A 13,215-nucleotide genomic window follows, 5' to 3' on the forward strand; every position below is an offset into this window, starting at 1 on the left:
AGAGGAGGAAACCTATTTGAGTACAACGGAGGAAGTTATCCGAATCATCGAAAAAGGTGCAGCGTCAGCTATGACAGACGAGGAGATCATTAAGCAGGAAATCGATGACTGGTTATCTTCTCAGGGACGTAAGGATATGCTTGCTGGCGAACGCTACTATCGGAATAAGGCAGATATCTTAGAACGTAAGCGAATGACCATTGGAGAAGGCGGGGCGCTGGTAGAAGCTACAAACCTCGCTAATAATAAGATCGTTCATGGATTCTTGCGAAAGCTCGTTGATCAAAAAGCTGGTTATTTGCTTAGTAAGGAAATGAGCATCCAGACTGAGAACAAAGTTTATGATGCCTTATTGACAGGGATTTTTGATAAAGGATTTAAACGACTATTAAAAAGCCTGTTGAAGGAGAGCATTAAAAAGGGGCGCGCATGGTTGCATGTTTATTATGACGAAGAGGGTCATTTCCGGTTTAAAAAGCTGCCATCTGAAGAAATCAAACCGCTATGGAAAGACGCCGCTCATACAGAGCTGGATGCTCTTATCCGTGTATATGAGGTTGAAGCTTATGAAGGGAAAAAGAAAAAAACTATCCAGAAGGTTGAATTCTGGCACTCTAAAGGTGTTAACCGTTATGTGATCGGTAAGGGCTCTCTAACTGTGCCTACTACGAGCGGACTCATACCGGATGTGGAGTTAGGTGAGTTCAGTAGTCATTTTAATGTAATTGACTCTGCGAATCAGACACAAGCTCTCAACTGGGAGCGTATACCGTTCATTTGCTTCAAGTATAACGAGGATGAAATGCCGCTGATCTCATTATTAAAATCTCAGATTGACGAGTATGATCAGAAGAAATCAGATAATAGTAATAATCTCGAGGATCTACCAAACAGCATTTATGTAATCAGAGGCTATGAAGGATCTGATCTAGGCGAATTTCGTCGTAACCTCTCAATACTAAAAGCCGTCAAGGTTTCTGCTGACGATAACAGTGGTGTGGATACGTTGAATCTTGAGATCGACACTGAAGCATATAAGAATCACATGGACATGACTAGAAACGATATCTACGAGTTTGGGCGCGGTGTAGATACTCAGTCTGATTCTTTCGCAACGGCTCCAAGTGGTGAAGCCTTGAAATTTCTTTACGCTGATCTGGATATGGACGCTAACGATATCGAAAACGAATTCCAAGCAGCACTTGAGCAACTTTTGTGGTTCGTTGATAAACATATCTTCAATACCACGGAGAAAGACTTCTCAGACGAGACAGTCAATTTCTTATTTAACCGGGATATCGTAATTAATGAATCACAGGTTATCACTGATGCCAAGAACAGCGTAGGGATCGTCTCAGATGAAACCATACTCGCTAACCATCCATGGGTGACAGATACCAGAGAGGAATTGAAGCGCAAGGAAGCCGAGGAAAAGGCTGCTATGGATCGCGCTCAGGAGTATGGAGGTTTGACCGATGATAAGCCCCCTGTAGAGGTTGGAGCTGGTGACCAATGAGGTCAGAGGTATATTGGTCTAAACGTATGGAACAACTGAATGAGTCACTACTAAATAAGGGTGTACCTTTCACAAAGGCAATGAATAAGGAATACCGCAAGGCTCAGATATCCATCCAGACGGACGTTAACAATTTCTATCAGCAGTTCGCAGATAATAACGGGATTGTTAGCTTATCCGCTGCTAAACAAGTTCTCAAAGCAGGCGAGCTCAAAGAATTCAAGTGGACCGTTGAAGATTACATTGCTCGTGGTAAAGAAAACGCCATAGATCAGCGGTGGATGAAGGAACTAGAGAATGCCAGTATAAGAGTGCGTGTGACTCGCTTAGAATCCATTCAGCTACAGATGAAGCAACATGTCGAGGAATTATCCGCTAAGCGTCTGGTAGGGACAACAGAGCTACTAGGCAACGTCTACAAGGACGGTTACTATCGGAGTATTTTTGAACTTGAAAAGGGTATCGGTATAGGAACCTCATTCTCTAAGGTAGATAAGCGGCAATTGGAAGCTATCTTATCCGCACCTTGGGCGCCGGATGGCAGCAGCTTTTCCCAACGTATATGGACTGATCGCGTCAAACTGACTGGAACTCTTCGTAATATCTTTACTCAGGGATTAATTCGTGGTGATACATCTAAGCAAATGGTAGAGCAACTTATGGAGCGCTTTGATGTGTCACGGAAGAATGCAGAGCGGTTAATACTGACGGAATCAGCATACTTCGCAGGGCAGTCTCGTATAGCTGGCTACAAAGAACTTGGGGTAGAGCAATACCGTTACACTGCCACACTAGACAGCCGTACTTCCATTACTTGCCGAGATCTAGACGGTAAGGTATTTGATGTTGAAGATGCTCAGGTTAATGTTAATTATCCACCTATGCATGGTCACTGCCGATCCACGACTATACCGCACTATGATGATAACATCAAAGAGAGGGTAGCTCGTGACGAAGACGGTAAGACTTACGAGGTACCAGAGGACATAACATATCCAGAGTGGGAAAAGAAATATGCTCCTGAAGCCTCTGATGCAGTTACCGTAGAGGTGCCATCCAAGAAGACACCTGAAACTCCATTGCCTACTATCGAGATTCCAGGTGGACCAACAAAGGATATCCCAATACCACAGCAACAATCGATGTCCTTACCTACTATGGATGATTTCGAAGCTGGAGTAGAGGAACCTCGACGGGGTGTGGTAAACCGGAAATATAATCCGCGTGCCAGCTACTTCGCAGACTTGCCGAATTTGTCAGATGATGTCTTGGAAAAGGTAGCAGATGTGAACCGCGAAGTTGCACGAAGTGGATACAAGGAAGCAAAAGAAATTCTTGTGATACTGGATAAAACCACTGGGGAAGAAATCGCTCGCCTTTCTGGTTCCGTCAATAAGATAACATTCAGCAAGGAAGTAGACCGAAAACTCCGAGAAGCTTCACCTAGATCAGTTATATTGACACACAACCATCCACGAGGAACGAGGGTCAATGTTAAAGACTCCATGAATCTGGGTGATTACCTCTCAATTGATACTGTGGTTGCTACAGGGCATAACGGGGGAATAAGCTTTGTAAATGCGGATAAATCAACCGCTGATGGAGTGGCACTTCGTAGTGTACTCCCTAGCATTTTCTTGGAGATCAATGCAGTGTTACAAAAGGATAAGAAGTATGCTACAATGTCAAAAACAGCACAAGATGAGTACTTTGATTACCAGGTGCTGCTAAGGCTAGCAAAAGAAATGGGGTGGGTATATGAGGAAGACTTCACAGCAACAAAAACCGATCCGCGAATATGATGACGTACCTTTAAGTCCGGATTTCAGTAAGACCGGCGATGATTTTGTTGATCATTTGATGCAGCAGCTTCCGCCGTTGCCTGATCACCTGAAGGATAAAACAAAAGATCAATCATAGAAAGCACTCTCCAATATGCGAGGGTGCTTTTTATATTGGGCCACGGTTGAGACTGCCGTGGCCTATTTGCTCATGAACCGGAGCATATCGGTTCACTCCCTAAGCTGGAGAGCAGCTATACAAATCTATGGAGGTAGATGATATATGGATTGGCTGAAAGAGTTGTTGAAGAAGGTGGGCGTTGAAGATTCCAAGATTGACGGGGCTATTGCAGATGCTAGCAAAGAGATTCCGAAGCACTTTGTTCCGAAAAGTCAGTATAACGAAGTTTCTACGGCTAAGCAGCAGGCAGAGAAGGATGTCGCTGATCGGGACAAGCAAATCGAGGATCTGAGTAAAGCTGCCGGACTGTCAGATGACCTAAAGAAGCAGATTGACCAGCTCAAAACTGATAACAAGACAGCAAAGGAAAAATATGACGCCGACCTGCAACAGATTAAGTTGGACAATGCTATTTCTGCTGCACTCACTGGTAAGGTGCATAACGAGAAGCATGTTACTGGACTAATAGACAAGGAAAGGCTGGTCATCGGTGATGACGGTAAATTGGTCGGCTTAGACGAGCAGCTTAAGGCTTTACAAACATCGGATGCCTACTTGTTTAAAACCGAGGATAAAGGCGGTGGTGGAGGGTTCAAGTTTAAAGGAACCTCTCTATTGGACGGCAAGGATCAATCTAAGGGCGAACAAGGCGATGACAAGGTTGGTAGCTTCGGCAAGCAATTGGCTGAATCTACTAAAGGCAATGAAGGGTTGGATACAGCCCGAGAAAGCTACTTTAAATAAGAACGGAGGATAAACAAAATGAGTAAATTTAAAGAAACTACCTATGGGAATAAGAAAGAAATTCTTAAATTCCCAGATCACTATGTAGCAATTGCCGTCACGGTGAGCGATGCAGGTGTTACAGCTAACGCTGATGGTAAAAAGATTGTGCCAGCTGGAACTATTCTAGGTGGCGGTGTGATTGCTGACGATACTAAACTGGCGGTCAAGGCTACAACCACTACTGGAGTATCCAATGCTGAAGGTGTTCTGTTGAATGATACAGATGTAACAAGTGGTCCAGCACCAGGGGCGATGCTCATTCATGCGTTCATTAATAAAAATAAAATCCTGACTGCTCCTACTGCTGAAGAACTGACAGCATTGAAGCAGATCACATTTATCGACTAAGAAAGGAAAGGTGAAAATTAATTATGCCTAACATTCAAGATTTAGTAAGAGCTCCAGAGATCGCGGCTTATATTGCGGCTAACCCATCAAACGCTATTCCATATCTGGGAGCAACGCTGTTTCCATCAGCAAAAAAGCTTGGTTTAGATATTGGTTGGATTAAAGGAGCAGGAGGACTGCCTGTAGCCTTGATGCCATCAGAATTCGATGCTAAAGCAACCCTGAGAGACCGTATTGGTTTCGGCAAGGTAGAAACAGAGATGCCATTTTTCCGCGAGGCTATGCTGTTGAAAGAAAAGGATCGTCAAGAATTGCTGAGACTCCTGGAATCGAACAATGGTGAATATGTAAAGTCTTTGATTACTCAAATTTATGATGATAGAGCCAATTTGGTTAACGGCGCTGAGGTTAACGCCGAGCGTATGCGTATGCAATTACTATCATCGGGTAAAATCCGAATCACTGCCAACCGAATCGACTATGATTATGACTACAAAATGAAGTCTGGACATAAGACTACTCTTACAGGATCAGACAAATGGGACGATCCAACAGCTAATATCGTGGGTGACATCAAAGAATGGCAGGATACGATTGAAGACGAGCAAGGCGTACGTCCAACTAAGGCGATCGTTACTCGTAAAACGTGGAATAACATTCTAGCTAACGAAAAGGTGCGTTTGGACATGAATCCTCTTGGCGGGCTAAACATCATCATGACTGATGCGCTGATGCGTCAATACCTGGAGTCCAAACTGGGATTGACGGTTGCGGTTTACAACAAGAAATATGCTCTACAAGATGGCAGCTCACACCAATTCTATCCAGATGATTATTTCACACTGATTCCAGACGGTGCTTTGGGTAAAACGTGGTATGGTACTACTCCAGAAGAAGCTGATCTTATGAGCGGGGCAACAAGCGCAGAAGTTTCTATCGTGAATACAGGTGTGGCCATCACAACAATTAAGCAGCCACACCCAGTTAGTGTAGAAACTATCGTTTCTGCAATCACACTGCCATCATTTGAAACTATCGACAATATTTTTATTGCGAAAGTGGTTTAAGGAGGGGCTAACGCCTCTCCTATTTATTTTGAAAGGATGATGAGAGTGTCTGAAGAAAAGAGAATCGAGATATCTCTGATAACTGGAGCGAAATACAATCGGAAATTCTATAAGGCGAGTGATAAGATTTTGATCCTCCCTAGTGAAATAGAATCCCTGATTAAAGATGGAGTAATCCGCCGTGAAGATGTACCTGAATTTGATGAAGATGAAGATCAACAGGATGTGCCGCTGGAAGAAATGAAACTGCCAGCACTCAAGAAATATGCTAAGGAACATGGTATTGACTTGGGCGAAGCTTCGAAGATAAAGGAAGTGCTTGCAGTTATCCTGAAAGCAGGTGAAGCAGATGCCGGAGGAGATCCAAAAGTATCTAATTCGACTGAAACAATTACTACTGATACCGTTTGAAGATACCAGTAAGGATAGTAGACTGCTGTTTGTTTTGGAAACTATCGTCCAGGAGATTAAAACTTATTGCAACATACCATCTATTCCAGAAGCCTTGGATAATGTGGTTCTGCATATAGCTGAGGATTACTACCGGACGAAGTACTCGACAGAGTTTGAGCAGACTACACCAGCTGTAACCAGTATCAAGCGCGGGGATGTTACAACAGCGTTCGGATCCGCTAAGGCTACGGTTACGGTCGGATCTGGAGCAGCTTTCGTGCGGAACTATGGGGCTCAGTTGCAAGCGTTTCGCAGATTGAGGTGGTAACTATGCAATTTGGAATGGTAGCTGCGGAACGTGCAGCGCTGGAGAGCACCTATGAAGGCTTATGTACTGTTTCAGAAATGAAGGATGTAAAAGATCCAGTAAGCGGTAAAACACGGCAGCAGCCTGTCGTTGTGTTGGCTGACGAGCCTTGTGGACTCTCTCAATCAACTCTTCCAAGCGCAACACAGACCGTAACGTCAGACAGGGTGGAATACGATGCTAAGCTGTTTATCTCTCCTGATGTAACTATCAAGCCAGGAAGTCGAATCACGGTTCAGCAGAACGGCATGGAGTTCAAAGGAGAGCAGGCGGGTAAGGCATTCAGGTATGCCACTCATCAGGTGATTAAGCTAAAAGAGGTCCTGAACGCATGAGCATGGGTAAATTCGATTTCTCCGATGTTAAAAAGCTTCAGAAGAACCTTCAACGGATGCAAAATGAATTTCCAGCGTTTATGGAGGAGTGTATTCGTGAGCTTGCAGGACGGTTACTGGCGAAGACTATAGCTAGAACTCCGGTTCTAAGCGGAGACTTGAGGCGAGGTTGGCAGATCGGTGAGGTAGTTAGATTACCTGGTGGCGGTATCCACGTAGAGATCACAAATAATGTTGAATATGCGCTCTATGTAGAATTTGGACACGTCACTAGACTACGGACCGGTTGGGTTAACGGTAAATTCATGCTGACCTTATCCGAGCAGGAACTTGAGAGAGAGTTGCCGGGGATCATGGAGAGAAAGCTTAAGAAATACATGGAGAAACACTTGGGACGGTGAGTATGCAGGATATCAAAAACGCACTCATAAAGAAGCTATCGTTATTTACTCCGGAGTATCCGGTTTATGATGAAGCAGTGGAGCAGGGCATGAAGCAGCCGTGCTTTTTTGTGTTGCGCATCGAAGGCGGTCAAAATAGGGAAATTAATCGGCGGTATCGGCGTTTGAATTCTTTCGATGTTCATTACTTTCCACACAAGGATGCCTCGGCACCCCGGGAAGAATGCGAGCTCATGGCTGAGCGACTGTACTCAGAATTAGAGTATGTGACAGGCGCTGAGGGAGGATACCGCGGTATCGGCATGCGTGATGAAATTGTGGATGGAGTGCTGCATTTCTTCATCCAATATAACTACCATGTCGTGAGGACGAAAGCAACGGATGTAAAAATGCAGACTATGAAGCAAGGGGGCGGTATTAAGTGAGTGTGAAAAATGAAAAGGAAGCTATTGAAGCTCCTGAGGCTTCGTATACAAAGGAGCAGTTCTTGAACTCTACCAAATACTCATACCAGGATAAAGATGTCCTGTCGGCGCTGCTGGAGCCGGAAAAGTTGTATACGGCGGCCGAGGCACAGCAGGTCATCGAAGAATTTAAGAATAAGGAGGCTGAATAGTTTATGGCCGGTGGAACATGGACCACTCAAAATAAAGTAAGACCTGGTGTATATATCAACGTGGAAACAAATGGAGGTGCATTGGGTACAGTCGGCAGCAGGGGAATAACCTCTTTAGCGCTAACACTTCCTTGGGGAGCGGCTAAGGTGATCACACCGATTATAGCTGGTGAGGATACATTCAAAACGCTTGGCTATGACATTACAGCCCCGGAACTATTGATGGTGCGTGAGGCACTTAAAAGAGCTCGGACAGTGTTGCTGTACAAACTCAATGACGGAACAAAGTCAACGGTCACAGTTGGGACCTTGGTAGCTACAGCAAGATATGGTGGCATTCGAGGTAATTCACTTAAGGTAGTCGTACAAACCAACATTGATGACGGTAGCAAGTTTGATGTAAAAACGTTGCTGGATAATGCAGTGGTGGACACGCAGGTAGTTGCTAACATAGCTGCACTAGTACCAAATGACTGGATTGTATGGAGTGGGACTGGCACACTGACAGCAAATGCAGGCGCTCCTTTGATTGGTGGAGCAAACGGCACTGTAACTAATGCGGATCATACTGCATATCTAGCTGCACTAGAGCTGTACGATTTCCAGACAGTGGCGCTGACATCCACGGACAATGCACTCAAAGCGGTATATGCTGCCTTTGTACGGCGCTTGAGAGAGTCAGAGGGTAAAAAGGTACAGGCAACACTTGAGAACTACCCTGTAGCTGATTTCGAAGGTGTTATCAGCGTCAAGAATGGAGTGGTTCTTTCAGATGGGACCATACTTACAGCAGCGCAGGCCACTGCTTGGGTAGCTGGTGCTTCGGCAGCGGCTGAGATGAATGAGTCTCTAACTTATTCGGCTTACGATGATGCTGTAGATGTAGCCCCACGCTTCACCAACACACAGATCGAGGCAGCGTTAAAAGCCGGAGAATTTGTCTTTACCCCTTCCGTTAATCGGGCTGTGGTTGAGCAGGATATTAATACTTTCCTCTCTTACACTCCAAAGAAGGGGAAACAACTTCAAAAAAACCGTGTGCTCCGTGTGCTGGATGGTATTGCGAATGATTTGAAGCGTATCTTTGAATCATTTTACATCGGTAAGGTATCAAACAATGTTGATGGACGAGCTCTGTTTCGTAAAGAGGCAGTGATCTACCTGGATAATCTTCAGGGCATTTCTGCCATTCAAAACTTTGATGCCCAGGCGGATATCACGGTACTTCCTGGTGTTGATTCAGATGCCATCTATGTCGAAGCCAATATTCAACCAGTAGATAGTATCGAAAAAGTATATATGAAAGTGCAGGTGAGATAAATGTCGTTCTTAAAAGCAAATGACACGATTAGCGGACAAGAGGGGCGGGCTTACGCCACAATCAATGGTCAGGTAGAGGAAATGTTCTACATCAAGACTCTTGAAGCATCAGTTGAAAAGGAGAAGGCTGAAGTTAAAACATTAGGCCGCCGTGGTACTCAGCATAAAACTACTGGATGGTCGGGTACTGGTAGTATGACAATCTACTATGTAACCAGCAGATTCCGTCAGCTGATGCTAGATTATATTAAAACGGGTAGAGATACTAACTTTGATATTACCGTTACAAACGAAGATCCAGGGTCCACTATCGGCTCACAAACAGTAACGTTACTAGGGGTAAACCTAGATAGTGTGGTGATGGTATCCTTGGATACTGAATCAGATGCATTGGAAGAAGATATTGATTTTACGTTTGAAGATATTGATATGGGTCAATCATTCACCGCGCCAACCAATTAAATTAAAACGGAATTATAATAGGAGGAATTATTAATATGAGTTTACAAGAATTTTTGAACGAAAATCCTGTGGATGGCTTGACTGATGAAGTTGTAGTATCGTCACGTTTTAAGGATAAAGAGGGAAAGGTTCTTTCTTTTAAGATTAAGGCAATGACAGATCAGGAATTCAACGAAACTCGCAAGTCTTGCACGATCCCCAAAAAAGGACGTAAATTTGAATTTGATTCAGGTCGATTTAATCTGCAGACAATAATCCGGAATTGCGTAGAGCCCAATTTTAAAGATGCTACCAGTATTAAAAAATTGGGATGTGCATCCCCTGAAGAGTATGTACAGAAGGTGCTGTTAGCTGGGGAGATTGCAACATTGGCTCAAAAGATCAGTGAGTTGAGTGGTTTTGATGCAGAAATGTCAGACTTGGTTGAAGAAGCAAAAAACTAATACGGGAGGGTGATGCTGATGCGAATTATGCATATTACGCCCTCCATAAGTTCCATAAGTGGCCTCATGAATATATGGCTCTTTCGCGACAAGAAAGGGCCTTTGTCATGGCTGCGGTTAATGAACGTGTTGAGAAAGAAAAGAAAGATGCAGCAAAGGTAAAAGCAAAGAAATAGGAATTTTTACCCTCTCACGTTTTTCACTATGTGGTAGAATATAGGGAAAAAGCAACGGAGGTTGTGCATGGGTATCTTTAAGAAGAAAGAGGTTAACGGTAGTTTTGGCGCTTCACTATTCCATACAGAGGGATTGCCGATTGCTGAAAATACTCATTGTGAACTCAGAATAAACGAGGGGAAGTTAGTAATCACTGGTGGTGGATCCGAATTTATTGTCAATTTGTCGCAGATCCAAGCAGCTGATTTTAAGACTGATGTTGAGATTGCGCATATCGTGAATAGCAGCGCAGCAAAGGGGATTGCCGGTGGGCTTTTATTCGGTCCTATCGGATTAGTTGTTGGTGCAAGAGCAACTAGTAAAAAGGAGCGAACGGTAACCCCATACTTGATTATGAACTACATTAATTCTGCAAATGAACTTGCTGTATTAATGTTCCGGGACAATCCCAAATCATTTGAAGCGGCTAAATTCATTGATAAGATACGACCTATAATATCAAATAATCCAAAGCAAACAATTCAACTATAAATAATTTAGAGGTCGCCTATATGGCGGCTTTTATTTTTTCAGGAGGTGATAATTGAGTGACAACAGTATCCAGTACCCTTAAAATGCTTGACAGTTTTTCAAGCCCTATGCAGCGTGTAGCTAACCAGGTACTAGAAGTTACAGCACGTATGGAGAGGTTGAAGCGAGTTGTAGAATCTCCTATCTCTATAAGGATGGACGCGAGTCAAGCTGTTCAGCAAGCGGAACGCCTTCGACAACCTGTATTAAGGATTACCATTGATCACACAGGACTCCTACAACAAGTAAATACCGCAAGAGCGCTCATCGAATCACGATTGCGAAACATACAAGCAAACATCGATTTGGAGATGCCACCTGCTTTACGTGCTACGTTTACAAGCTTACAGCGCATGGTGTTACGACTAGTTCAATCTATGGATAGACTACGAACGACTACCAGAACCGACTCAAATCAAGCCGCACAGCTAGCCTCAGCTTTGCAACGCATAGCCCGACTTGAACAACAAATTACTGATTTGCAGCGACAAGCCAACGGAGATCTTCGTGACGCGGGGAAGGCGAGTAGTGGATGGTTTAGTAACATGAAGAATATCGCAGCGGCATATTTGAGTATTCAAGGTATTAGATTAGGAACGAAAATAAGTGATGATTACGTTAACACAATTGCTCGCCTAGATTTAATTAATGACAAGATGCAAACCACGGCAGAACTTCAAAATAAAATTTTTGAGTCCGCTGATCGTGCTAAAGGTAGCTACACAGATATGGCAGCGGTTATAAGTAGAATGGGTACTTTGGCAGGCGAAGCATTTAAGTCTAACAACGAATTAGTTGCTTTTACAGAGTTAATGCAAAAGTCATTCCGTATTGGTGGATCCAGCACGATGGAACAACAAGCTGGGATGTATCAATTATCTCAAGCGATGGCCGCAGGAAAACTCCAAGGGGATGAATTTAGGTCTATCATGGAAAATGCTCCAATGTTGGCAGCTGCGATTGCAGATGTTACTGGGAAGACAAAGGGTCAACTCAAAGAAATGAGTGCTGACGGGACTATCACTTCGGATATCATCAAGGCAGCTATGTTCAACGCAGCTGATGATATTAATGTGAAATTCGCTTCTATGCCTCGGACATTTGGCGACGTAATGAATGAATTGAAAAATTCTGCTCTTCAAACATTCGGACCATTAATCCAGCGTATTAACGATATGTTAAATAGCCCGGGAGGAACGGCGTTCATAGAAGACTTTAAATCAGGAATTGCTGGCGCCGCAGACGCGGCAAATAATTTGTTGACTGCATTAATTAATGTATACAACTTCATGTCTAGCTATTGGCCAATACTCGAACCTATTGTTTTAGGGATTGTAACTGCATTAGGTTTATATAAAGGTGCACTTATTGCAATTTCTGTATGGAGCGGTATAACCTCGGCGGTTGAACTTGCGTCTGCCAGCATAAAAGCTGCATTGTCTGGTGCTACACTTTCAGCTACTTCGGCTACAGCTGCTCAAACAGCAGCGCAGTGGGGACTTAATGCTGCGATGCTCGCGAGTCCAATAACATGGATTATCCTCGCGATCATAGCCTTGATTGCTCTGTTCTATCTTGTAATAGCTGCAATCAATAAATTTGCAGGGAAATCAATTTCTGCTACAGGAGTTATTGCTGGTGCCTTTGCTGCGGTGGGGGCCTTTATAGGTAATCTCTTTTTTGGATTATTAGAATTGGTTTTTGGTGTTGTAGAATTTTTCTTCGACATTTGGAATAGCTTCGCCAATTTCTTTGGGAATCTATTTAACGATCCAATTGGGGCTGTTATTAATTTATTTGCCGATTTAGCAGATAGTGTACTAGGGATATTGGAAAAGATCGCAAAAGCAATGGATTTTATATTTGGTAGTAGTATGGCAGATACAGTAGCTGGTTGGCGATCTGGTCTTGGTAGTATGGCAGAAAAGGCCGTAGAAGAATACGGTAATGGTAAATATAAGGACCAAGCAAAAGATCTTGATATAGACAGCATTCTAGAAGAAAAGGGAATTGGTCTTAAGCGTTTTGATTACGGTGATTCGTATAATGCTGGTTACGATAAAGGAGCGAATCTTTTTGGTAGTGGTGACAATAAAGCGGCTGATGAAGCATTAAAAGGAGCTAAAGATTCTTTTACGATATTGCCACCCGGAGCAGCGACTACTGCAGAAATGGCATCCGCTGACGATGACAAGAAGAAGCTCAAAAAAGTCGATAAACTCGGCAAAGTGGAAAAGCCAATTGATATAAGTAAAGAAGACCTAAAGGTTATGCGTGATGTCGCCGAAATGAAGAATATTCAAAACTTTGTGACATTGACACCAACTATTCAGATGAAGACTGGTCCAGTAACCAATCAGGCGAATGTTGATTCGATTGTGTCAAAGATAACGCAGAAGCTTAATGAAGAGATCGCTAGTACCGCGAAGGGTCTCTATAACTAAAGGGGGCG

The 13,215-nt window shown here is 43.6% G+C and carries 17 protein-coding genes; all 17 read left to right on the forward strand.

Annotated elements, in window-relative coordinates; translation table 11 throughout:
* Positions 1-16: 16 nt before the first annotated feature.
* The 17 genes from PAENI_RS25890 to PAENI_RS25965 all read left to right on the forward strand — a co-directional run bounded on the left by PAENI_RS25890 (position 17) and on the right by PAENI_RS25965 (position 13,207).
* Positions 17-1,516 carry a phage portal protein gene (locus PAENI_RS25890; RefSeq protein ID WP_262495741.1) on the forward strand — a complete coding sequence of 500 codons (1,500 nt, stop codon included), beginning with the start codon at positions 17-19 and terminating at the stop codon, positions 1,514-1,516.
* Positions 1,513-3,318 carry a minor capsid protein gene (locus PAENI_RS25895; protein ID WP_149647220.1) on the forward strand — a complete coding sequence of 602 codons (1,806 nt, stop codon included), beginning with the start codon at positions 1,513-1,515 and terminating at the stop codon, positions 3,316-3,318. Before PAENI_RS25890 ends, PAENI_RS25895 begins: the two co-directional genes overlap by 4 nt.
* Entirely contained in the window at positions 3,275-3,436 is a 162-nt protein-coding gene (locus PAENI_RS32025) for a hypothetical protein (RefSeq protein ID WP_188114693.1), read from the forward strand. The genes PAENI_RS25895 and PAENI_RS32025 overlap by 44 nt, the downstream gene beginning before the upstream one ends.
* Positions 3,437-3,580: 144 nt before the next feature.
* Positions 3,581-4,222, forward strand: coding sequence for a phage scaffolding protein (locus tag PAENI_RS25900; protein WP_149647221.1), 642 nt, complete (start codon positions 3,581-3,583; stop codon positions 4,220-4,222).
* An 18-nt stretch (positions 4,223-4,240) separates the two neighbouring features.
* Positions 4,241-4,612, forward strand: coding sequence for a hypothetical protein (locus PAENI_RS25905; protein WP_149647222.1), 372 nt, complete (start codon positions 4,241-4,243; stop codon positions 4,610-4,612).
* A gap of 23 nt (positions 4,613-4,635) precedes the next feature.
* Positions 4,636-5,679 (forward strand): major capsid protein, encoded by a 1,044-nt coding sequence (locus PAENI_RS25910; protein WP_149647223.1) that lies wholly within the window; start codon positions 4,636-4,638, stop codon positions 5,677-5,679.
* 36 nt (positions 5,680-5,715) lie between these two features.
* On the forward strand, positions 5,716-6,090 hold the full coding sequence (locus PAENI_RS25915; protein ID WP_223179004.1) for a hypothetical protein: 375 nt from the start codon (positions 5,716-5,718) through the stop codon (positions 6,088-6,090).
* A complete protein-coding gene (locus PAENI_RS25920) occupies positions 6,029-6,400 on the forward strand; it encodes a phage head-tail connector protein (protein ID WP_149647225.1) in 372 nt (123 codons plus the stop codon). The genes PAENI_RS25915 and PAENI_RS25920 overlap by 62 nt, the downstream gene beginning before the upstream one ends.
* 2 nt (positions 6,401-6,402) lie before the next feature.
* Complete coding sequence (locus PAENI_RS25925; RefSeq protein WP_149647226.1) at positions 6,403-6,774, forward strand: hypothetical protein; 372 nt, start codon at positions 6,403-6,405, stop codon at positions 6,772-6,774.
* On the forward strand, positions 6,771-7,175 hold the full coding sequence (locus PAENI_RS25930; protein WP_223179006.1) for an HK97 gp10 family phage protein: 405 nt from the start codon (positions 6,771-6,773) through the stop codon (positions 7,173-7,175). The genes PAENI_RS25925 and PAENI_RS25930 overlap by 4 nt, the downstream gene beginning before the upstream one ends.
* A gap of 2 nt (positions 7,176-7,177) precedes the next feature.
* Positions 7,178-7,600, forward strand: coding sequence for a phage tail terminator family protein (locus PAENI_RS25935; RefSeq protein WP_149647227.1), 423 nt, complete (start codon positions 7,178-7,180; stop codon positions 7,598-7,600).
* On the forward strand, positions 7,597-7,791 hold the full coding sequence (locus PAENI_RS25940) for a hypothetical protein (protein ID WP_149647228.1): 195 nt from the start codon (positions 7,597-7,599) through the stop codon (positions 7,789-7,791). Before PAENI_RS25935 ends, PAENI_RS25940 begins: the two co-directional genes overlap by 4 nt.
* Before the next feature lie 3 nt (positions 7,792-7,794).
* Entirely contained in the window at positions 7,795-9,111 is a 1,317-nt protein-coding gene (locus PAENI_RS25945; RefSeq protein WP_149647229.1) for a phage tail sheath family protein, read from the forward strand.
* On the forward strand, positions 9,112-9,573 hold the full coding sequence (locus PAENI_RS25950) for a phage tail tube protein (RefSeq protein WP_149647230.1): 462 nt from the start codon (positions 9,112-9,114) through the stop codon (positions 9,571-9,573).
* 35 nt (positions 9,574-9,608) lie between these two features.
* Positions 9,609-10,016, forward strand: coding sequence for a phage tail assembly chaperone (locus PAENI_RS25955; protein ID WP_149647231.1), 408 nt, complete (start codon positions 9,609-9,611; stop codon positions 10,014-10,016).
* 243 nt (positions 10,017-10,259) lie between these two features.
* Complete coding sequence (locus PAENI_RS25960) at positions 10,260-10,724, forward strand: hypothetical protein (protein WP_149647232.1); 465 nt, start codon at positions 10,260-10,262, stop codon at positions 10,722-10,724.
* 56 nt (positions 10,725-10,780) lie between these two features.
* Positions 10,781-13,207 carry a tape measure protein gene (locus PAENI_RS25965; protein ID WP_149647233.1) on the forward strand — a complete coding sequence of 809 codons (2,427 nt, stop codon included), beginning with the start codon at positions 10,781-10,783 and terminating at the stop codon, positions 13,205-13,207.
* Positions 13,208-13,215 lie beyond the last annotated feature (8 nt).

Source organism: Paenibacillus sp. B2(2019), assembly GCF_008370385.1.
GTDB lineage: Bacteria > Bacillota > Bacilli > Paenibacillales > Paenibacillaceae > Paenibacillus_AQ.